The sequence below is a fragment of the Kitasatospora sp. NPDC048540 genome (assembly GCF_040651175.1).
Lineage (GTDB): Bacteria > Actinomycetota > Actinomycetes > Streptomycetales > Streptomycetaceae > Kitasatospora.
Genome location: NZ_JBEZIR010000140.1, coordinates 1 through 21,912 on the forward strand (window position 1 = coordinate 1; position 21,912 = coordinate 21,912).

A 21,912-nucleotide genomic window follows, 5' to 3' on the forward strand; every position below is an offset into this window, starting at 1 on the left:
AACTCGCCTTCCGTCGGTCCGACCTGACGGCCTGTCCGACGTTTCAAACCTTAGCCGATCCACGCTCCGAAAAGCGAATCCGGCCGCAATCCATATAAACGCGCACGCCAATTCGCACGGGGACGCGACAGAGCACGACCCAGTGGGACGAGAAGTGGTGTTTCAAGGGATTGGCTGCCTCGGGACCGGCCGCGTAGACACGTGTCCGGTGCTCCCTGAGACGGGCAGCTCGAAGAACTTTAGGCATCCGGCGCGGGAGAGTCAAGTGGCAGTTGGAAGGCCAGCACGGCAACGTCGTCGTCGTGCTCCGCGGTGACCCCCATCGCCCTGAGCAGCCTGGCGCAGATGACGTCGGGGGCGCCGGCCGCACCGCCCAGGGCGCGGGCCAGCAGCTCGATGCCGTCGTCGATGTCCTCCTCCCGGCGTTCGACCAGGCCGTCCGTGTAGAGGACGCCGGTGGTGCCGGGCAGCAGGCGCAGGGTGTGCGAGATGTGGGTACCGCTGCCGGTGCCGAGCGGCGGGCCGTTCTGTTCCTCGCTGCGCAGGATGGTGCCCTCGGGGCAGCGCAGCAGGAAGGGGAGGTGGCCGGCCGAGGCGTAGGTGAGACTGCTGGTGGCCGGGTCCCAGACGGCGTACGCGCAGGTGGCGATCTGGTTGGCGTCGATCTCCATGGCGAGGCCGTCGAGCAGGCGCATCACCTCGTGGGGCGGGAGGTCGAGGCGGGCGTAGGCGCGGACGGCGGTGCGCAGCTGGCCCATGACGGCGGCGGCGCGCATGCCGCGGCCCATCACGTCGCCGATCACCAGGGCGGTCCGGCCGCCGCCGAGGCCGATCACGTCGTACCAGTCGCCGCCGACCGCCGCGTCCGCGCCGCCGGGCTGGTAGGTGGCGGCGACCCGCAGGTCGGCCGGCTGTTCCAGCTTCTGCGGCAGGAGGCTGCGCTGGAGGGTGACGGCGGCCTGGCGCTGGCGGCGTTCGGCCTCGCGCAGGCGCAGGGCGGCCTGGACCTGGTCGGTCACCTCGGCGGCGAAGATCAGGACGCCGGCCGGGGTGGTGCCGTCCGTCCCGGCGCCGAGCGGGACGCAGGAGATGTTGTAGTAGCGGTTTCCGCCGAGGCTGAGGATCGCCCGGGACTTCACGCTGCGCGGCCGGCCGCTGCGCAGGACCTGGTCGAGCAGCGGGAGTACGCCGAGGGCGGCCAGTTCGGGGAGCGCCTCGGCCGCGGGCGGGCCGTTGGTGCGGGCGCCGAAGAGTTCGCGGTAGGCGCGGTTGGCGTAGCCGAGCTGGTGCTGCGGGCCGTAGGTGACGGCGACCGGGGCGGGGAGGCGGCGCAGGACATCGCGCAGGTCGTAGAGCTGGTCGAGGTCGCGTTGGTCGAGCAGGCCGGCCTGCGCGGCCGGGTCCCGCGGGCCGGGGACGGTGACCGACTCGTCGTGGCCGTGGGCGTGGCCGTGGCCAGGTCCGGGGCCGGGACTGGGGGGAGCGGCACGCCGCGGGGCTCCGGTGAGCCGGGCGCTCCAGCGCATGAGGTTCAAACGTCGGCCGCTTCCTCGGTTCGGGTACGGGTGTTCACTCGGCGGGGGCCGGCCGCGGGGGTGCGCGGCCCGGGTGGGCTTCCCTCGGCTGTCGGTCGAAGGCGGTCGGTCGGGACGGTCGGTCGGGTCGGTCGGTCAACGGCGGGCTGTAGTCGGATCATCACGTTTTGCGTCTGTGCGAGCACACCACGTGATGACCCGGTTGGGAGATCCTGTCAGGCCGGGTCGTGGTTTCGGAAGTCGTACCGTCATCGCGGCGCGTTCGCGGGCCCGGTCACGGGCCGGGGTGGAGGTCGGTGAAGCCGGCCTCGAACTCCGCGCGGGGGTGTTCGACGGACCCCAGCGAGACCACCTCGCGGCGGAACAGCCCGGCCAGCAGCCAGTCGGTGAGGATCCGGACCCGGCGTTCCGGGCTCGGCAGCCGGCGCAGGTGCCGGGCCCGGTGCAGCCACCAGGCGCGGCGGCCGGTGAGCTGGCCGCGGCGGGTGTGGGCGACGGCCCGGCCGACGCCGAGCGAGGTGGAGCAGTACGGGCGGTCCGGGTGGTAGTCGCGCAGCGCCTGCCCGGCCGCGGCGGCCAGCAGGTTGGCGGCCAGCAGGTCGGCCTGGGCGAGCGCGTGCTGGGCGTTGGGTGCGCAGGGTGCGCCCTCGGCGCCGGGGTCGGGTACGGCCGCGCAGTCGCCGGCGGCCCAGGCACCGGCCAGCGGCAGGCCGTCGGGACCGGCCACCCGCAGGTCGGGCAGGCACCGGATCCGGCCGTTTCCGTCGAGCGGGAGGTCGGTGTGGTTCAGCAGCGGGGCCGGGCGGGTGCCGGCCGTCCAGACCAGGGTGCGGGCCGCGAACCTGCTGCCGTCGGAGAGGGTCATCATCCGGTCGGCGGCCGACTCCAGGGTGGTCCGCAGGCGGACGTCGACGCTGCGTTCGCGCAGTTCGGCGAGGGTGTGGTCGGCAAGTTCGGGGGACTCCTCGGGCAGGATCCGGCCGGTCGCCTCGACCAGGACCCAGCGCAGGTCGTCGGCCTGGAGGTTGTGGTAGCCCTTGGTCGCGTACCGGGCCATGTCCTCCAGCTCGGCGAGCGCCCCGACGCCGGCGTACCCGGCCCCGACGAAGACGAAGGTGAGGGCGGACTGGCGCAGTTCCGGGTCGCGGGTGGTGGAGGCCAGGTCGAGCTGTTCCAGGACGTGGTTGCGCAGGCTGACGGCCTCGCCGACGGTGGCGAAGCCGAGGCCGTGTTCGGCGAGGCCGGGGACGGGCGCGGTGCGGGACACCGAGCCGGGGGCCACCACCAGGACGTCGTAGTGCAGTTCGGAGGTCAGGCCGCTCTCGCCCGGGGCGGCGGCGTCGATCCGGGCCCGCCGCGCGGCGTGGTCGACCCGGGTGACCCTGGCGGTGAGCACCCGGCAGTCGGGCAGGGTGCGGCGCAGCGGTACGACCACGTGGCGGGGGTCGATGGTGCCGGCGGCGACCTCGGCGAGCAGCGGGTGGTAGGTGAGGTACGGCTGCGGTTCGACCAGTGTGATCTCGTCCTGGCCCGTACGGAGCCGGGTCCGCAGCGTCTGCTGGAGCCGGAGCGCGACGGTCAGGCCGGCGCACCCGCCACCGATGATCAGGATCCTGATGGGGCACCTCCGGCCACTGTGATCCGGTTCACGTCCCCCATATGACGCCCTGCCGAGGGCCGTCTTGTCCACAGTGCCGACCGGATCGGGTGGGACGGATGTGCCGGAATGGCGCCAGGCTTGCGACGGTGGCCGAGTTTCGGCCACTTCTGCCCCGAACTTCCTTGAACTATGGTCGGATTGTGCGCTGGACCAACGATTGGTTCGGTCTGTCCCTGAACCACCCGGCACAACTCCCGGACTGCACCGGGGAGATCCGGGGAAGGGTAGTGCGCAGACATCAGGCGGACGGCGCGGACGTCGGTGTTCGGCACCGGGGGGAACGCGGTCCGTACAGGGGCCCGGGACGGGCACCTGCGGGGGAGGGTTGGAATGACTGATCAGGAACAGATGGCGGGGCGGACGCTGCCGCCGGTCGGCCCGGGGGCGGTGCCCGAGCAGCGCGGCCCGGCCGGGCCGGAGCGGCTGGGCCAGCCCGTTCCCGGCGCGGGTACGGGCGCGGGTACGGGCAGCGGGTACGAGCCGGACGGCGGCCGCGGGGAGGCGTCCCGGCTGCGGGTCGACGCCCGGCGGAACCTGGAGAGCGTGCTGCGGGCCGCCCGCCAGGTGTTCGGGGAGCTCGGTTACGACGCGCCGATGGAGGAGGTCGCGCGACGCGCCGGGGTCGGGGTCGGCACCGTGTACCGGCGGTTCCCGAGCAAGGAGGTGCTGGTCCAGCGGATCGCCGCCGAGGAGGTCGGGTGGCTGACCGCCCAGGCCAGGGAGTCGCTGTACGGCGACGAGCAGCCGTGGGAGGCGCTGTCGGGCTTCCTGGCGCGGGCAGTCGAGTCCGGCGCGGGCCGGCTGCTGCCGCCGGAGTCCTTCCGGTACGCCGAGGACATCGGCCGGGTGCCCGAGCAACGCCGGTCGCTGGACGCCTCCTTCGAGGGGCGGCTCGACGCGCCGTTCGGCGGACGGGCCCAGGACGGCGACGCGCAGGTCGTGCCGGACGCCGATCCGCGGCTGCTGCTGCACCTGCTGGCCGCGCTGGTGGCCCGGGCCGGGGCGGCCGGGGAGCTGCGGCCGGGGGTGACGGTCTCGGACGTGGTGCTGGTGCTGACGGCCGCCGTCCCGGCACACGCGGTCCCGGTGCGGACCTCGCCGGGGCTGCCCGAGGACGCTCCGGCGGACCGGCTGCTGCAGATCCTGCTGCAGGGGCTGCGGGCGCGCTGAGGCACCGTCGGACCGCGCGGCGCGGGCGGGGGCGCGTGCCGGGCGGGCCCGGCGGAGTCCGTCGACCGGGTGCCCGGAAGGGTGGGCGGTGGCCTTCCCGGTTACCGATGGCCGCTGCGCTATGCCATTCTTTGCCCGTGGTTGGAGCCATTGTCCCGATGCGTGCCGTTCCGCTCGGCGCGCCGCCCCGCGTACGGGCCGCCGCGATGGCGGTGGTGTCGTCCCCGGCCCCGGGCCGCCTCGGCCGGGGGCGGTTCGCACGGGAGTTGTTCCGGCCGACCGGGTTCGGCGCATGGGGGCCGCATTGAGCACTGACGACCAGAACGATCCGGGCTCCGGCCGCGGAGTCCCGGGCCAGGTACCGGATCAGGCCGGCGCGCCGGCGAGGGAGTCGCTGGCCGGGCGGGTGCCGGGTCAGGCCCCGGCCGGGCAGGGCGGGGTCACCCCGGAGTCCTTCGTCGGGGAGGCGGCGGGCGCCCGGCGCCTCGCCCCGGCCCGGGCGGTGGTACCCGCGCCCGCCGACCCGGTGGACGGTGAACGCCCGCCCTCGGACGCCGAGTTGACGGCACGGGTGCGGGCCGGCGACGACACCGCGTACGAGGAGATCTACCGGCGGCACGCGGAGTCGGTGCGCCGCTACGCGCGGACCTGCTGCCGGGACAGCTTCACCGCGGAGGACCTGGCCGGCGAGGTGTTCGCCCGTACCCTCCAGGCCCTGCGGGCGGGCAAGGGGCCGGAGTTCGCGGTCCGGGCCTACCTGCTGACGGCGGTCCGCAACGTGGCCGCCGCCTGGACCCGCTCGGATCGGCGGGAGCAGTTGGTCGACGACTTCGGGGCGTTCGCGCAGAGTTCGGCGTCCACGGTCGAGTTCGACCTGGCCGACCCCGGCGCGGACGCCTGGGCGATGGCGCTGGCGGACCGGCGGATGGTGATGCAGGCCTTCGTCGAACTCCCCGAGGACGACCGGATGGTGCTCTGGCACACCGAGGTCGAGCGGGAGTCGCCGAAGACGGTGGCGGTGCTGATCGGGAAGACCGCCAACGCCACCGCCGTGCAGGCGCACCGGGCCAGGGACCGGCTGGCCGCCGGGTTCCTCCAGGCACACGTGTCGGGCAGCCAGGAGAGCGGCTGCACGGCGTACGCGGTCCGGCTGGGCGCGTACGCCCGCGGATCGCTGCGCAAGCGGGCCTCGTCCGAGGTCGGCCGCCACATCCAGGAGTGCGACCGCTGCACGGCGGCCTACCTGGAGCTCTCCGACATCAACCACAGCCTGCGGGCGGTGCTGCCCGGTGGCGTGCTGCTCTGGGTCGGGGCCGGGTACTTCTCGGCGGCGGCCGCGGCGCTCGGCGCCGGTGCCGTGGTCGGTGGCGCTGCCGCGGCGGGTACGGCCGCGGGTACGGCTGCCGGTACGGGCGCGGCGGGCGGTACGGGCGGCGGCGCGGCGGGCGCGGCCGGTGCCGCCGGGGCCTCGGGTTCGTCGTCCGGTTCGGCGCTCGGCGCGGTGGCCGGGCAGGGGCTGGGTACGGCCGCGAAGGCGGCCATCGCGGCCGGGGTCGCGGTGAGTGCGGCCGCGGTCGCCGCGTACGCCCTCGCCGGTTCGCCGGCCCCGAAACCGCCGGTGGCCGCCGCGGCGGTGTCCTCGCCGGCGCTGCCGCCGCCGGTCGCGGCGCCGGTCGGCCCGGCGCCCGACCCGACGCCGAGCCCGTCCCCCGCGCCCGTCGAGGAGACCGTGGTGCCCGCCGCCGTGCCGCGCGCGGCCGTGCCGAGGCCGAAGCCCAGTCCGTCTCCGAGCACCACTCCCCCGGCGGCACCGGTGGTGACGCCCGCACCGTCGTCGCCGGTGCCCGAGCCGCCGCCGGAGCCGCCGGTGACGCCTCCGCCGGTGCCGACCACACCACCGCCGTCGCCCTCGCCGTCCCCGCCGGCGCCGCCGGTCTCGTTCTGGCTCGACCAGCTGCCGATCGTCGGGCGTGAGCACCGGGACCCGGCGGCCGGGCCGGTGATCCGGCGCGGTGACCCGGTGGCGCAGCGCCGGGCGGTGTGGATGCGCGGTTCGGCGCACCAGCACGCGCTGTCGGTGCGGGTGCCGTCCCAGGTGACGATCGACCTCAACCGCGGCTGCACCGCGTTCGACGCGGTGGCCGGGCTGGACGACCTGAGTGTGGGGGCCGGCTCGGTGGAGTTCCGGGTGGAGGGCGCCAACGGGCGGGCCCTGTGGCAGTCGGGCCGGGTCGGGCCGTGGGACCGCCCGGTCGCGGTGCACGCGGCGCTGGCCGGGCAGACCTCGATCCGGCTGGTCGTCACCCCGGCCTCCGGCCGGTGGCCGCTGATCGACGTCGCGGACTGGGCGGACGCCAGGTTCACCTGCAGCTGAGGGCCCGTGCTGGGCGCACCCGCACGGGCCCTCGGGCACGCCTTTCGGACCGGCGTCCGGTCCGGCCGTCCGCTCGGGCCGCCCGGACCGCTCAGACCACTCAGACCGTGCAGGCGCCGTCCGCGCAGGCGTGCGCGTCGTGCCCGGCGGGCTCGGCGGACTCCGCGTCACGGGTGGTCCCGGACGTCCCGGCGGTCTCGGCGGTCTCGGCGGCGACCTGCTCCAGGACGCGCAGGAAGGTCTCGGCCTCCTGACCGCCCTGGACCGCCCACTTGCCCTCGAAGACGAAGGTCGGCACGGCGCTGATGCCGAGCTCGCGGGCCTCCGCCAGCTGGGCCCGGACCTCGGCCGCGCCCTCGTCGCCCGCCAGGTAGGCGGCCGCGCGGTCGCGGTCGATCCCGGCGGCGGCGGCCAGCTCGGTCAGCGCGGCGCGGTCGCCGACGTCGACGCCGTCGGCGAAGTGGGCCTTGAGCAGCAGTTCCTTCAGCTCGGACTGGACGGCGGCGCCGTACTCGCGCTCGGCGAGGTGGAGCAGGCGGTGGCCGAGGAAGGTGTTGACGTGCAGCGCGGTGTCGAAGTCGAAGTGCACACCCTCGGCCTTGCCGAGCTGGGTCACCCGGTCGTCCATCGCGACCGACTGCGGGCCGTAGCGCTCGGCCAGCCAGGCGCGGTGCGGGCTCGCGCTCTCGGGCGCGTCCGGCACCAGCTGGTACGGGCGGAAGACCACCTCGACCTCGGCCTTGCCCGCGAAGCGGTCCAGGGCCTGTTCGAAGCGGCGCTTGCCGAGGTAGCACCAGGGGCAGGCGATGTCGCTGAAAATCTCGACCTTCATCGGGGGACGGAACTCCTGTCACGGGGGGCTGGCCGGGGCGGCCGATCGGGGTCGCCGATCCGGTGGATGAACGCTCAACCATCGGAGGACATTCCCGGACGTCCACGAACCGCCGTGGCCGGGGCCCACCGGGGCCGCCGCCCGCCGGGTGGGGTCAGCCCGCCGGCGGGGCCGGTACGACCAGCACCGGGCAGGCCGCGTGGTGCACCGCGGCCGTGCTGACCGAGCCCAGCAGCAGCCGGCTGAAGCCGCCGTTGCCCCGGGTGCCGAGCACCACGGTGTGCTGCCCGGCGGTGCAGGCGAGCACCACCTCGACCACGTTCCCGAGCACCACGTGCAGGGCCAGCTCGCCGCCGTACGGGCGCTCGCGGGCCGACTGGACGGTGGCGACGGCCCGGCGCAGCCCGTCCGCCATGCTCTCGGTGAGCCGCTCGACGCTCTCGTGCACCAGCTCGGCCATGCCGGGCGGGTAGCCGGACGGGGACGGGTTGACGACGGCGAGCACGTACAGCGGCAGCCGGAACAGTTCGGCCTCGGTCATCGCCCGGTCGAGCGCCCACAGCGAGCCGTCCGAGCCGTCGCAGGCGGCGAGGATGCCCGGGCGGGCGGCGGGGGGCGGCTCGCCGAGCACGGGGAAGGGTTCACGCACAGCGGCCTCCGGATGACGGACCACCAGCACATGATCGCCGATCGGGCCCGGCCCGGCGGCAGGGCGCGCCCGGACCGGCCGCGGCACGGCGTCGCCGTCGTGGGCGTGGACGCGGCCGTGGCCGTGGCCGTGGGCGGGGGCGTGGGCGGGGGCCGGAACGCGCCGCTGCGCGGCGGGCCGGGGAGCGGGCGGGGCGGTAGGACGGGCGGGCCGAGGCGCGCCGCCGCGCGGGCGCCCGACCGTGGAGCGGGCAGCCCCGGCTCACGGCGACCGCGCGGGCCCGGGCTTCAGGGCGGGTGGGTCAGGTCGGGCGGGTCAGGGCGCGCCGCTGCGCGGGGGGCAGGCCGGGCGGGCCGGGCGGGCTCCGGACCGGGCGGACCGGGCCGCGCCGCTGCGCGGGCGGCAGGCCGGGCGGCGCCCGACCGGGGAGCGGGCAGCCCCGGCTCACGGCGACCGCGCGGGCCCGGGCTTCAGGGCGGGTGGGTCAGGTCGGGCGGGTCAGGGCGCGCCGCTGTGCCGGGGGCAGGCCGGTCCAGCAGGAGCCGTGGCGGCGGGCCGCGACCCGGCGCAGCCACAGTTCGGTGGCGATCAGGTCGGCGAGGCCGGCCAGGGTGCCCGGTGGCAGGGCGGCCTCCGGGGTGGCGGCGCGGGCCAGCGACTCCCGGACGGCGGCGTGGTCGATCAGGCCGGCCTCGGCGAGCAGCGGGCGCTCGAACAGTTCGACCAGTGCGTCGGCGGCCTGCCGCAGTCCGGTGCGGGCGGGGCCGGTACGGTCCGGGCGGGGGCCGCGGCCCCAGTCGGCGGGCAGGTCGGTGCGGCCCGCGCCGGTGAGGACGGCGTGCAGCAGCGCGTGCCGGGCGCCCGGCTGCAGCCGGACCTCCTCGGGCAGCAGCCGGGCCGCTCGGACCACCTGGTTGTCCAGGAACGGCGCGTGCAGGCGCTGGCCGCGCTGTTCGCCGGCCTGGGCCAGGGTGCGGTAGGCGGCGGCGTGCCGGTGCAGGGCGAGCCGGGCCCGGCGGGCGCCGGGCAGCTCGGTGGGGGCGCCGCCGCGGGCGGCCGTCCGCAGCCGTTGGGCGACACCGGCCAGGGCCTGGTCGGAGAGCCAGCGGGCGGCGGGCCCGGGGACGGCCCAGGCCAGCGCGGCGGCCGAGCCGGCCCCGGCGGTCGGTCCGGGTTCGGGGGTGCGGCGCAGGGTGAGCGCGAGGGCGAGGTCGTCGAGTGCGTCCGCGTACCCGGCCCGGGCCAGGCGGTGGGCGGCCCGCAGCACGGTGACCGGGGTGCGGACGGTGCCGGTGAGCGCGCCGGCGGTGGCCCGGTCGGCGCCGGCCAGCGCGGCGAGCGGGGCGAGCAGTTCGCGGGAGCGGCCGAGCCGGATCAGGTCGGCCAGCCGGGCCGGGTGGCCGTCCAGGACGTGCCGGGCGCCGTAGCCGGTGAGGTGGTCGGTGCCGCCGGCCCGGAAGCGGGCGCCGAGCGCGTCGGCGGTGAGCAGCGCGGCGCCGGGTTCGTCGGTGAGCGGCCCGGCGGGCAGGCCGGCGGGCGGCCCGGCGAGTTCGGCGTACGGGAGCGCGGGTGGCAGGACGACGTGGCGCAGCCGGGGCGCGTCGACGGCGAGGGTGGGCCGCTCGCTCTCGCCGAGGGTGACGGCCGCCAGGGACTCCGGCGCGGTGGGCCGGGGGGCGGTGGGGGTACGGGCCCATGAGCCCTTGACGGCGCCGGTGCGCAGGGCGGGCAGTGGGGTGCCGGGTCGGGCCGCCGCCGTGGCGGGGCCGATCGGGACGGCGGCGGCGAGCAGCGCGACGGTGGTGGAGGCGGTGCCGTACGAGAGGTCGACGCCGAGCCGGGCGCGCGGCAGGCCGCGCTGCGCGGGGCGGCCGCCGGGGGCGTCCGGGCCGTCGGGGGCATCGGGGCCGTCGGTGGCGGCGCGGGCGGCGGGGACCTCGGGTCCGGCGGTCCTGACCCGGCAGCGGACGGCCTCCAGCAGGGCCCGGGTGAGTTCGCGGACGGCGGGGGCCTCCTCGCGGGTCCAGCGGCCGGGCGGGGTCTCCGGCTCGTACCCGGCGGTGTAGGGGCGGCCGCTGCGGATGCCGAGGGTGTGGCCGGGCGGCACCCGGTGGACGCCCGCGTACGGGGTGCCGGTGCCGAGCACCTCCGGCGCCTCGGGGGTGGCGAGGACGGCGGCGAGGTGGTCGGGGTCGAGCGGGGCGCCGACCAGGTCGGCGAGCGGGAGGGCGGCGGTGGCGTACGCGGTGCCGCCGCTCCAGGGGGTGTGGAAGACCTGTTGCAGCCCGGCCAGGTCGGTGAGCAGGACGGTGCTGCGCAGACCGGCGCGGAGCACCACGGTGTAGCTGCCGGGCCAGCCGGTGAGGTGGCGGACGGCTCCGCCGCGGGCGGCGGCGAGTCCGGCGGCGAGTTCGGTGTCGGTGGCGCCGCAGTGGCCGATCACGGCGAGGCGCAGGGTGGCGGGGGAGTCGCGGTCGGCGGGGTCGGCCGGGTCGGGGCCGGGCCGGACGGTGGCCGGGCCGCCGGGGCGCAGGGTGACCAGGCGGATCTCGTCCGGGCGCCAGTCGCCGACCGCCCAGAGCGGGTTGGGTCCGCTCCACAGGGCGGTGCCGGCCAGGGGGCGGACGGCCGCCAGGGCCGGGTCGCCGGTGCCGGGGGACCCGCTCCAGCCGGTGAGCCACCGCATCGCGCCTCCGCCTGACGAGGGATCGGGCGCGCTGGGGGGATCTCGGGCCGGCACGCCGTCAGGAGACATCGTGCCACTGGACGGGCCGGTGGTGACCCGTGTTGCGGGGGCGAAATCGGGCGCGTCGGCGCGGGCGCGGGTGGCGGTAGCCGTCGGGGCGGTCCGGGCGCGGGTGGTCCTGCCGGTCCGCGGGCGGCGGCCCGGGCCTCCCCCTCCGTGGCCCGGTCCGCCCCTGGCGCGGGGCCGCCGGGCCGGCCCGGGGCCCGTCCATGGCATGGACATCTCCGGATGGCCGAAAGGCGCCGCACAGCCCGGGAGGGCATCCGCATGCCCTCCCGGACCGACCGTCGCCCGCGGGGACGGGGGCGACGGTCTCCCCCGGCCCGCCGGGTCCTCGGCGGCGGGCCGTTCCACGGCCTCCAGCGAATCGCCGACCTGCCAGGCGAGCCAGGGGGCACGGGTGGCGCACATCGGCACACGACCGGAGCACGCCCCTCCGGCGGTGACGGGCCGCGGCCGGAGGGGGCGTACCGGCCCGGTCCGCCGCCGGGCCGGAGCCGGACACGCGGGCGCGCGATCCCGCCATCCGGAATGCAGCCTCTTAACCCTCGGAACCCGTACGACTACGCTAGGTGCAGCAGTATGGAGCGGACACCCTCGGGCGGGCCGCCGCCGCCTGCCGCTCGCCGCCATCCGCGCACGACGTCGCCAGGGGGTGCCACCGCCACCATGACCGTCACCTCACGAGGGCCGAACGAACGGCTCGGCGCGCTCCTGTCGCTGGCCCAGATCAGCAACGCCGGCCTGGCCCGCCGGGTCAACGACCTCGGCGCCCAGCGCGGTCTGACGCTGCGCTACGACAAGACCTCGGTGGCCCGCTGGGTGACCAAGGGGATGGTGCCGCAGCGCCCGGTCCCGCACCTGATCGCGACCGCGCTCGGCAACAAGCTGGGCCGCCCGGTGCCGCTGGAGGAGATCGGCCTGGCCGACTCGCACCCGACGCCGGAGCTGGGGCTGGAGTTCCCGCGCGAGGTGCCGGAGGCGGTGCGGTCGGCGACCGAACTGTGGCGGGTGGACCTGGACCTGCGGCGCGGGCCGGGCGGCGGGCGGTGGAGCGACAGCCTGGCCGGCACCTTCTCGGTGGCGGCGTACGCCACACCGGTCTCGCGCTGGCTGATCGCCCCGGCGGACGGCTCGGTCGCCCGGGAGGCCCCGGCGCCGGACCTGTCCGGCTACCGGGTCGGGCACTCGGACGCGGCCAAGCTCCGCGAGGCCGCCCAGGAGGCCAGGCGCTGGGACTCCAAGTACGGCGGCGGGGACTGGCGTTCGTCGATGGTGCCGGAGTGCCTGCGGGTGGAGGCGGCGCCGCTGCTGCTGGCCTCCTACAGCGACGCGGTCGGCCGGGCGCTGTTCGGCGCGACGGCCGAACTGACCCGGCTGGCCGGGTGGATGGCGTTCGACACCGGTCAGCACGAGGCCGCGCAGCGCTACTACATCCAGGCACTGCGCCTGGCCCGGGCCGCCGGCGACGTGCCCCTGGGCGGCTACGTGCTGGCCTCGATGAGCCTGCAGGCGGCGTACCGGAACTTCCCGGACGAGGCGATCGACCTGGCGCAGGCGGCCCTGGAACGCAACCGGGGGCTGGCCACCGCGCGGACGATGAGCTTCTTCCACCTGGTGGAGGCCAGGGCGCAGGCCAAGGCCGGGTCGGCGGCCGCCTGTTCGGCGGCCCTGGCGGCCGCGGAGACGGCGCTGGACCGGTCCCGGCCCGGGGACCCGGACCCGACCTGGATCGACTTCTACGCCTACGACCGGCTGGCCGCGGACGCCGCCGAGTGCTTCCGGGACCTCGGCGTGCCCGCCAAGGTGCGGCACTTCACCCGGGAGGCGCTGGCCCGGCCGACCGAGGGGTACGTGCGCTCGCACGGCCTGCGGCTGTTCGTCTCCGCGATGGCGGAGGCGGAGGCCGGTGACCTGGACGCGGCGGTGGCGGCCGGCGAGCGGGCGGTGGAGGTGGCCGGCCGGATCTCCTCGCACCGCAGCCGGGAGTACGTGGTGGAGATGCTCCGGCTGCTGGAGCCGTACCAGGCCGAGCGCCGGGTGCGGGAACTGGCCGAGCGGGCCCGGCTGGTGCTGACCGCCTCCGGCTAATTGCGGTGCGGGTCCGGCGGTGCATTGGCTACCGTCGTCCTCGTCCGGGTGCGCAGGCAGAGGCTCCTTCGGATCAGGCGGTCGCGGGTTCGAATCCCGCTGCCGGTTTCGGCCGGTGTAGCTCAGCGGACAGAGCACCTGACTTTCATGCCCCTGCCGGCCGGTTCTCCGGACACCCTCATTCCGGCGGCGGCCGGAGTGCGGGGGAGATGTGACAGCTGGTCGCCGGATTCATGGTCCGGCGACCGTCGAAAAACGTCCGGGTGCGCAGGCCGGGGCTACTTCTTAATCTATGGGTCGCGGGTTCGAGCCCCGCCGCCGGTCTCGGCCGGTGTAGCTCAGTCGGGTAGAGCAATAGCCGATGCCCCTGCCGCTTCCGGTTCTCCGGACGCATGTCGACACCAGCAGTCCCAGCATGTCCGCACCTCCCGGTGCGCCGGGTACCGGCTACTTCCTCCAAGAAATCCGCCGGTACCCGCATCCGATCTCGGGAGGCACAGCGCCGGTGCACCCGGTGCGAGGGCCGTGGTTACTTCCGTGGAGCGTCCTTCGTGGCGCGTTGAAACGAAATTCACCGACCACGGCCGAATCCGATCTCGGGTGCACCGGCCGGCCTCCCCCTCGTCCACTCCACCACATCCAGCAGGGGGAATTCCGCATGTCCCGTTTCAACCTCCGCCGGGGAAAGGCGGGTCCGTCGGGCCCGTCGTCGCCGGTCGCGACCACCGGGCGGGTGACCGCCAACCACGAGCGCGGCACCGGGTACCTGCGGGACGGGAAGTCGGAGCTCTTCCTGCTCGCCGTCGCCAACCTGGTCGGCCAGGACACCTTCTACGAGCGCGGCGGCAGCCGCGACGACCGCTACACCGCGCTGGTACGGCAGTTCGCCGTCGAGGACCCGGAGTGGACCCTCGGCCTGCTGCGCTGGCTGCGGGCCGACGGCAACCTGCGCACCGCCTCGCTGGTCGGCGCCGCCGAGTTCACCCGGGCCCGGCTGGACGCCGGCGCCCCCGGGCACTCCCGGCAGGCCGTCGACGCGGTCCTGCAGCGGGCCGACGAGCCCGGCGAGCTGCTCGCCTACTGGACCTCCCGGTACGGCCGCGCGCTGCCGAAGCCGCTCAAGCGCGGCGTCGCCGACGCCACCCGCCGTCTCTACCACGGGCGTTCACTGCTGAAGTACGACACCGCGGGCAAGGGCTTCCGGTTCGGTGACGTCCTGGAGCTGACCCACCCCTCGCCCGACCCGGCCCGGCCGGGGCAGAGCGAGCTGTTCCGGTACGCGCTGGACCGCCGGCACCACCCGGACACCGCGCAGCCGCCCGCCGCCGACCGCGCCCTGACCGCCCACCGGGCGCTGCTCGCCCTGCCGGCCGACGAACGGCGGGCGGTGGTGACCGGGCCGGACGGCGCCGAGCGGCTGGCCGAGGCCGGGATGACCTGGGAGGCGCTGGCCGGCTGGCTGCAGGGACCGCTGGACGCCGCCGTCTGGGAGGCGATCATCCCCTCGATGGGGACCATGGCGCTGCTGCGCAACCTGCGCAACTTCGACCGCGCCGGGGTCCGCGACGAGGTCGCCGAGCAGGTCGCCCGACGGATCAGCGACCCCCAGGAGGTGCGGCGCTCACGGCAGTTCCCGTTCCGCTACCTGGCGGCGTACCGGCACGCGCCCTCGCTGCGCTGGGCCCAGCCGCTGGAGCGGGCGCTCGGGCACGCGCTGGCCAACGTGCCCGCGCTGCCGGGACGCACCCTGGTCCTGGTGGACCGCTCGGGCTCGATGTTCGACCGGCCCGGTGCGCAGACCCAGCTCAACCGCGCGGACTCGGCCGCCGTCTTCGGCAGCGCGCTGGCCCTGCGGGCCGCCGACGCCGACCTGGTGGAGTTCGGCTCGACCAGCCGGCGCCTGGACACCGGCCCGGGTGACTCGGTGCTGCGGACCGTGGAGCGCTTCGGCGACCTCGGCGGCACCGACACCGCCGGCGCCGTCCGCGCCCACTACCGCGGGCAGGACCGGGTGGTGATCGTCACCGACGAGCAGGCGTACGGCACCTGGCAGGGCGACCCGCTGGCGCCCGTACCGGCCCACGTCCCGGTCTACACCTGGAACCTGGCCGGCTACCGGACCGGGCACGCGCCGTCCGGCGGCGCGCAGCGCCACACCTTCGGCGGCCTCGGCGACGCCGCGTTCCGGCTGATCCCGCTGCTGGAGGCGGGCCGCGACGCCCGCTGGCCGTGGCAGCGGGCCGACGGCGCACCGGCCCGGCCGTAGCCGGAAACCCCCACCCGCGGCTCCCCACCGTGAAACCATCACGGTGGGGAGCAGGCGGAAAGGGGCCGCAGTGGGGTACGAGGTCGATGTGCTGGTCGTCGGCGGCGGGATCGTCGGACTGTCCACGGCGTACGCGCTGACCCGGGCCAGGCCCGGGATCGCGGTCGCGGTGCTGGAGAAGGAACCCGGCTTCGCCGCCCACCAGACCGGACGCAACAGCGGCGTGATCCACAGCGGCGTCTACTACCGGCCGGGCTCGCTCAAGGCCCGGTACGCCACCGGCGGCGCCGCCGAGATGGTGGAGTTCTGCCGTGAGCAGGGCATCGCGCACCAGGTCACCGGCAAGCTGATCGTGGCCACCGACGGGGCCGAACTGCCCCGGCTGGCCGCGCTCGCGGAACGCGGCCGGGAGAACGGCATCCCGGTCACCGAGCTCGGCCCGGACGGCATCCGCGAGCACGAACCCCAGGTCACCGGCGTGGCCGGGCTGCACATCGGCACCACCGGCATCTGCGACTTCCCGGCCGTGGCCCGCGCCTACGCCCGGCTCGCCGAGGAGAAGGGGGCCGAACTGCGCACCGGCACCGAGCTGCGCGCCGTCGCCCGCCGGGCGGACGGCATCACGGTGCAGACCTCGGCCGGCGAGCTGCGCTGCGGTGTCCTGGTGAACTGCGCGGGCCTGCACAGCGACCGGATCGCCCGGCTGGCCGGGGACGACCCGGGGGTGCGGATCGTCCCGTTCCGCGGCGAGTACTACGAACTCGCCGAGCACCGCCGCGACCTGGTCCGCGGCCTGGTCTACCCGGTGCCCGACCCGGCCTTCCCGTTCCTCGGCGTGCACCTCACCCGGGGTGTGCACGGCGATGTCCACGTCGGCCCGAACGCCGTCCCGGCGCTGGCCCGGGAGGGCTACGACTGGCGCACCGTGAACGTCCGCGACCTGGCCGGGACCGCCGCCTTCCCCGGCACCTGGCAGATCGCCCGGCGCCACTGGCGCTACGAGGTCGGCGAGTTGCACCGCTCGCTGTCCAAGCGCGCGTTCACCGCTGCCGTGCGGCGGCTGCTGCCCGCCGTGACCGCCGCCGACCTGGTGCCCGCCACCGCCGGCGTCCGGGCCCAGGCGGTGGCCCGGGACGGCTCGCTGCTGGACGACTTCGCGTTCGCCGGGTTCGACCCGGACGACCCCGCGAGCGCCCGCCGCACCGTGCACGTCCTGAACGCGCCCTCCCCCGCCGCCACCGCCTCGCTGGGCATCGGCCGGGAGGTGGCCCGCCGGGCCCTGGCCGCCCTCGACGCCGGCGGCTGAACCGGCCGCCCGGCGTGAGGAATGCGTCACGCGCGGGTCCGGTCCCTCGCACGCCCCTTTAGACTTGGCCGATTGTGACTGCCACTGCCCCCAGCCCCCAGCTGCCCGAGACCGCCGCGCCCGACACCGAGCTGCGCCCCTCGGCCCGGCTCTCCGCCGCCCCGGCGGGATACCCGGCGCCGATGTACCCGCACAAGGCCACCGAGGAGCAGCACCGCGAGCACCGCATCCGCAGCTTCCAGCCGCGCCGCGGCCGGATGACCAAGGCCCAGGCCGGCGCGCTGGACCGCAGCTGGGAGCAGTACGGTTTCGCGATCGACGGCACCCCGCTGGACCTGGTGGAGCTGTTCGAGGGCCGCCCGGTCACCCTGGAGATCGGCTTCGGGATGGGCGACACCACCGCCGCCATGGCCGCCGCCGCCCCCGACCACGGCATCCTGGCCGCCGACGTGCACACCCCCGGCCACGGCAACCTGCTGCAGTTCCTGGAGCGGGACGACTCGCGCAACGTGCGGCTGGCCGCGGGCGACGCCGTCATCCTGATCCGCGACATGCTCCCCGACGCCTCGCTGGCCGGCCTGCGGGTCTACTTCCCGGACCCGTGGCCCAAGCCCAAGCACCACAAGCGCCGCCTGATCCAGGAGTCCTTCCTCGACCTGGTGCTGCCGCGGCTGGCGCCCGGCGCCCTGGTGCACTGCGCCACCGACTGGGAGGAGTACGCCGAGCAGATGCTGCAGGTGCTCTCCGCCTCGGCCGGACTGGAGAACCTGCACCCCGAGGGCGACGGCACCGGCTGGCTGGAGCCCGCCGACCACCCCGCGGGCAGCGTCCCCGGCTACGCCCCGCGCCCCGGCTGGCGGCCGATGACCAAGTTCGAGCGCACCGGACTCGCCAAGGGCCACGTCGTGCACGACCTGCTGTTCCGCCGCCGCTGAATCGCGGCCGGTCAGCGGCGTGACCGGCCGCCGGGGGAGCGCGCGGCGGACCGCACACACTCCGCCGCCACACCGCTACCACAGGTGAGAAAATCGGTAGCGAATGTTCCGCACTCTCCCCTTCCGCGGACCGGGTCCCCTACTCTTTCGGCGTGAGCTGTCCGCCCGCGGGCAGCGCGTCGGCCCCGGCGTCGCCCGCCGCGGGCCCCGACGCCGCCGCCGCAGCCGACCGGTCCACGCATGCCGACGCCACCCGGCGGATCCCGGGGCCGCGGGTGCGGCGGGCCCCCGCGACGCTGCCCCTGCGGACCGGACGGCTGCTGCGCCACCGCCCCGGCCTGGCCCGGCTGCCGGCCCGGCTGGCCTCGCTGCGACGGCCGGCGCTCTCCTCCGCACTGGCCGCCTGCGCGCTGGCCGGCTCGGGGGTCCTGATCCTGCACCTGGTCCAGCGGCAGACCGGCACCACCGGGCTGCTGGTCGGGCTCGCGCTGGCGATACTCCCGCTGCCCTTCGTCCTCGGCTCGCTGGCCTGGCTGAACCGCACGGCGCGGGTCCCGCTGCGGCACATCCTGTTCTGCCTCGCCTGGGGCGCCTGCGCGGCGACCACCGTCGCGATCATGGCCAACGGCTGGGCCAGCGACTTCCTGATCGCGCACCAGGGCCCGGCCCGCGGCGAGACCCTGGTCGCGGAGTTCGCCACCCCGCTGATCGAGGAGAGCGCGAAGGCCGCGGCGCTGCTCCTGCTGCTGCTGCCGTTCCACCGGCGGCTGCGCTGCCGCACCGAGGACACCTGCGCCCTGCTGGCCGGCCGCGGGCCGGAGCCCGGGGCCCGGCGGCCCGGCGCACCGCCACGGCGGGCCCGGGCCAGGCTGCGCCCGCTGCCGTACTTCCGCCCGGCCCCGCCCGGCAGCCGCGCCCGGTCCAGTCCGCGCACCCTGACCGCCGGCACCCTGCTGGGCTCGGTCACCGCCTGCGGCTTCGCCTTCACCGAGAACGCCCTCTACCTGGGCCGCGCCTTCACCGACGACCAGCAGGCCCGGCTGGACAACATCGGCCTCGGCGACGCCCCGAGCCTGCGCGACTTCGACAGCACCGTGCACACCTTCGTCCTGCGCGGACTGCTGTCGCCGTTCGCCCACCCGCTGTTCACCGCGCTCACCGGCCTCGGCGTCGCGGTCGCCCTGACCACCGCCCGCCGCTGGACGGCCCGGCTGGCGGCGCCCGGCGGCCTGCTGCTGGCGATCACCCTGCACGGCAGCTGGAACGCGGCGGCCGGGCTCGGCACCGACGGCTTCCTGCTGGTGTACGCGCTGGTGATGGTGCCCTGTTTCGCGGCGCTGGTCTGCTTCGCGGTCTGGGCCAGGACCAGGGCCTCCCGGCAGCCCGCCCGGCCGGTGACGGGCGCGGCGGCGGCGGGCGCGGCGGCGGAGACGGGCGCGGGGGCCGCGGTGGTGGCGGCCGTCCGGGAATCGGATTTCCCTTCCGCTTGACTCTCCCGTACTGTGAGGTTCACCGACGCGGGGTGGAGCAGCTCGGTAGCTCGCTGGGCTCATAACCCAGAGGTCGCAGGTTCAAATCCTGTCCCCGCTACTCAGTAGCACGAAGGCCCGGCAGACCAGTCTGCCGGGCCTTCGCCGTTCCCGGACGGTTCGGACCGGGACGGCCCCCGGTCGGGGCCGCCGGTGCCGGTGGGGGCCGGGCGGGGCGCGCCGGGAATCGGATTTCCCTTCTGCCCGGCACTCCCGTACTGTGAGGTTCACCGACGCGGGGTGGAGCAGCTCGGTAGCTCGCTGGGCTCATAACCCAGAGGTCGCAGGTTCAAATCCTGTCCCCGCTACTCAGTAGCACGAAGGCCCGGCAGATCACTCTGCCGGGCCTTCGCCGTTCCCGGCGGCCATAAATCCGTTGCCCTCCTCGGAGGTGCGTGCCTACAGTGGCGGCACACTGAAAGGAGGTGATCCTGAGTTGAGTTCCATCAGGATGCGTGAGGTGGCTGCTCGCTAGAGCCGCCCCTGCCTGCGCGGGGTGAGGCCGTAAGGCCTCCGGCGGAGGCGTAATCCCAAGCAGTCACCCGGCCCGTGGGCTCACCGGTACATCCCCGGTGCCTCGGCGGCCGGGCCCCGCGGGGCCCGGCGTCGAGGAGAGCAGCCCACGGGCCGTCTGCATGTCCGCAGGCGCCCGCGGACGCGGCGGCCGCCGGGTCGGCGAGCGCGCGCCGCGTCGAGCACCTTCCGGCCGGGCAGGTCCACCGGGACCGGGACGCTACGTCCCCGATCGGCCGCGCACCCGGGCCGTGCACCGCGGCCCGCTGCGGCCTGCCGGACGGGTCATGCCGCGGGGCCGGATCGGCTACAGTCGCAGCGACCTGACGGACCGTGACGGGGGTGGAGTCGGTGGAGCTGGAGCGCGGTGGCGAGCCGGTACCGGCGGTGAAGATCGCACTGGGCGGGGTGCTGGCGGCCGGGGTGGCCGGGCTGGTGCTGTTCGCCTCGGCCTCGGCGCACTGGGCGGCGGCGCTCGGCGGCGGACTGATGGTGGCGGCGACCTTCGCGGTCGGGGGCGGGCTGCTGGGCTTCCTGTTCGGTGTCCCCCGGCTGCTGACCAGCGGCGCGGCCGCGCACCCGGAGGACCCCGCGGCCACCTCCACGGCGAGCTACGCGCCCAACACCAACCTGGAACAGGTCTCCGACTGGCTGACCAAGATCCTGCTCGGCGCGGGCCTGACCCAGATCGGGACGGTGCCGCAGCGGCTGCGGGAGCTCGGCCGGGCGCTCGCCCCGGTGGTGGGCGGCGGGCCGGGCTCGGCCGGGTTCGCGGCGGCGCTCGGGGTGTACTTCAGCGTGGTCGGCTTCCTGAGCGGGTGGCTGCTGACCCGGCTGCTGCTGGCCAAGGCGCTGTCGGCCGCGGACCGGCAGACCCTGGCGGACTCGGTGAACAAGACCGTCGTCGCCGCTCCGACGCTCGGCTTCACCCCCGAGCAGGTCCGCGACCTGTTCGGCACGGGCGTCGAGGGCCTGCGGGTCCAGGCGCTGGCCCTGCTGCAGGGCGCCCCCGACGCGCGGAACCTGGACCTGATCGTCACCGCGATCGACCGCCACCTCTCGGCCTTCGAACTGCTCCAGGCGCTGCTCGCGGCCCGGGCCGCCACCGACCTGCCCGACCTGACCGCGGAGCAGCGTACGGCGCTGCGCGACGCGGTCCGCTACAAGATGCGCAACTCCCGGAACGTACCGCCGTACTCGCGGCGGCGGGCGGTCGCGGAGGAAGTGCTCAGACGGCTTCCGGAGCCGGCCGGCGCCGGGTCCGTCCAGGGCGGGCCGCCGCCGAGCGGTCCGCCGTCCGCCGGGGAGGCCACGGCTCCTGGCGCTGCGGGCCCGACGGGCGCGGATCCGACGCCTGCGGGTCCGACGGCTGCGGGTCCGACGGCTCCCGGTTCCGTGCCGGCTCCGCGCTGACCGCCGCGGCGGCGGCCCGGCGGCGGTGGTCGGCCGCGCGCAGCACCAGCACCCGGTGGGTGACGGGCCGCCCGTAGCGCCGGACCTCGGTGCCGACCCGGCACCGGCCCAGGTCCGCGCGCAGCTCGTCCAGGTCGGGGAAGCGGCGGCCGGTGGAGTCGTGCAGCGGGTGGATCCGGACCTCGCCCGCCGGGTCGGTGACCCGGACCAGTTCGAGCAGGGCGGCGAGCCGGTCGGCCGGGGAGAACAGCTCGGGGTAGGCGAACAGCAGGTAGCTGCTGAGGGTGAGGGCGAACACCCCGTCCGCGAAGGGGAGTCGGGGCAGCGCGCCGGCCACGTAGTGCTCGGGGTGGGCGGCCGCGTCGGCGGTGAACAGGTCCCGGGCCCGGTCCCAGCTGCGCAGGTAGCGGTCGGCCGGCCGGCCACGGGGCAGGTGGCGCGCGGGGTCCGCGCCGATGGCCTCGGCCATCCGCTGCCGCCCGGCCCGGGCCGCCGCGGCGAGGACGGGCGGCGCCGCGTACCCGGGGTCGACCGCGACCGCCCGGCAGCCGAGCGCACCGGCCTCGGCCACCAGTCCGGCCGCGCCGCCCGGGCAGTCGAGCAGCGGCCCGGGAAGGGCGCGCAGGGCGGCACGGGTGAGCCCGAACAGTCCGCAGTACTCGTCCAGCGGCCGGGAGGTGACCAGTACGGACGGCATCGCGGCTCCTGGCGGGACGGGCTCCGGCTCGGGCTGGCCCGGACGGGCTCGGGGCGGGCCGTCCCAGCCGATCACGCCGGCTGCCGGACCGCCCGTCGGCCGGGCCGAACGGGCAGCGGGGAGCGGGGAGCGCGTGGAGCGACACCCCCGCCGGGGCCCGGCGGGGGGGGGGCGCCCGGGGGGGGAGGGGGCGCCC

General features: G+C 76.4%; 13 protein-coding genes and 2 tRNA genes. 10 read left to right on the top strand and 5 right to left on the bottom strand.

Annotation, left to right across the window (positions count from 1 at the left end; translation table 11 throughout):
• Positions 1 to 239: 239 nt before the first annotated feature.
• Positions 240 to 1,526, bottom strand: a complete 1,287-nt coding sequence (locus AB0D08_RS34760; RefSeq protein WP_051812598.1) for a SpoIIE family protein phosphatase — start codon at positions 1,524 to 1,526, stop codon at positions 240 to 242.
• Positions 1,527 to 1,809: 283 nt separating this feature from the next.
• Entirely contained in the window at positions 1,810 to 3,147 is a 1,338-nt protein-coding gene (locus AB0D08_RS34765; protein WP_359894283.1) for an FAD-dependent oxidoreductase, read from the bottom strand.
• Positions 3,148 to 3,525: 378 nt separating this feature from the next.
• Between AB0D08_RS34765 and AB0D08_RS34770 the strand changes: the two genes are divergently transcribed.
• Together AB0D08_RS34770 and AB0D08_RS34775 are read left to right on the top strand one after the other, a co-directional pair.
• Positions 3,526 to 4,365 (top strand): helix-turn-helix domain-containing protein, encoded by an 840-nt coding sequence (locus tag AB0D08_RS34770; RefSeq protein ID WP_359894271.1) that lies wholly within the window; start codon positions 3,526 to 3,528, stop codon positions 4,363 to 4,365.
• A 304-nt stretch (positions 4,366 to 4,669) separates the two neighbouring features.
• Positions 4,670 to 6,739: a sigma-70 family RNA polymerase sigma factor gene (locus AB0D08_RS34775; RefSeq protein WP_359894273.1), complete on the top strand. Its 2,070-nt coding sequence runs from the start codon at positions 4,670 to 4,672 to the stop codon at positions 6,737 to 6,739.
• 100 nt (positions 6,740 to 6,839) lie between these two features.
• Here the strand turns inward: AB0D08_RS34775 and AB0D08_RS34780 are convergent, their stop codons facing one another.
• The 3 genes from AB0D08_RS34780 to AB0D08_RS34790 all read right to left on the bottom strand — a co-directional run bounded on the left by AB0D08_RS34780 (position 6,840) and on the right by AB0D08_RS34790 (position 10,906).
• On the bottom strand, positions 6,840 to 7,571 hold the full coding sequence (locus AB0D08_RS34780) for a DsbA family oxidoreductase (RefSeq protein WP_359894275.1): 732 nt from the start codon (positions 7,569 to 7,571) through the stop codon (positions 6,840 to 6,842).
• Between the two features lie 154 nt (positions 7,572 to 7,725).
• Positions 7,726 to 8,220 carry a universal stress protein gene (locus AB0D08_RS34785; protein WP_051812035.1) on the bottom strand — a complete coding sequence of 165 codons (495 nt, stop codon included), beginning with the start codon at positions 8,218 to 8,220 and terminating at the stop codon, positions 7,726 to 7,728.
• A 484-nt stretch (positions 8,221 to 8,704) separates the two neighbouring features.
• Positions 8,705 to 10,906 carry an asparagine synthase-related protein gene (locus AB0D08_RS34790; protein WP_359894277.1) on the bottom strand — a complete coding sequence of 734 codons (2,202 nt, stop codon included), beginning with the start codon at positions 10,904 to 10,906 and terminating at the stop codon, positions 8,705 to 8,707.
• Positions 10,907 to 11,635: 729 nt separating this feature from the next.
• On the opposite strand from AB0D08_RS34790, the gene AB0D08_RS34795 reads away from it, so the two are divergent.
• From AB0D08_RS34795 to AB0D08_RS34830, 8 genes are all read left to right on the top strand, one after another.
• Positions 11,636 to 13,057 carry a hypothetical protein gene (locus AB0D08_RS34795; RefSeq protein WP_033820800.1) on the top strand — a complete coding sequence of 474 codons (1,422 nt, stop codon included), beginning with the start codon at positions 11,636 to 11,638 and terminating at the stop codon, positions 13,055 to 13,057.
• A 658-nt stretch (positions 13,058 to 13,715) separates the two neighbouring features.
• Entirely contained in the window at positions 13,716 to 15,323 is a 1,608-nt protein-coding gene (locus tag AB0D08_RS34800) for a TROVE domain-containing protein (RefSeq protein ID WP_359894279.1), read from the top strand.
• 70 nt (positions 15,324 to 15,393) lie between these two features.
• Positions 15,394 to 16,629: an L-2-hydroxyglutarate oxidase gene (gene lhgO / locus AB0D08_RS34805; RefSeq protein WP_033820798.1), complete on the top strand. Its 1,236-nt coding sequence runs from the start codon at positions 15,394 to 15,396 to the stop codon at positions 16,627 to 16,629.
• Between the two features lie 182 nt (positions 16,630 to 16,811).
• Positions 16,812 to 17,564, top strand: coding sequence for a tRNA (guanosine(46)-N7)-methyltransferase TrmB (gene trmB / locus AB0D08_RS34810; protein ID WP_082526570.1), 753 nt, complete (start codon positions 16,812 to 16,814; stop codon positions 17,562 to 17,564).
• A 152-nt stretch (positions 17,565 to 17,716) separates the two neighbouring features.
• Entirely contained in the window at positions 17,717 to 19,054 is a 1,338-nt protein-coding gene (locus AB0D08_RS34815; RefSeq protein WP_359894281.1) for a PrsW family intramembrane metalloprotease, read from the top strand.
• A gap of 26 nt (positions 19,055 to 19,080) precedes the next feature.
• Positions 19,081 to 19,154: transfer RNA gene (locus tag AB0D08_RS34820), tRNA-Met, on the top strand.
• A 173-nt stretch (positions 19,155 to 19,327) separates the two neighbouring features.
• Positions 19,328 to 19,401, top strand: a tRNA-Met gene (locus AB0D08_RS34825).
• Between the two features lie 547 nt (positions 19,402 to 19,948).
• Positions 19,949 to 21,019 (top strand): hypothetical protein, encoded by a 1,071-nt coding sequence (locus AB0D08_RS34830; protein WP_033823884.1) that lies wholly within the window; start codon positions 19,949 to 19,951, stop codon positions 21,017 to 21,019.
• Positions 21,020 to 21,912: the final 893 nt, after the last annotated feature.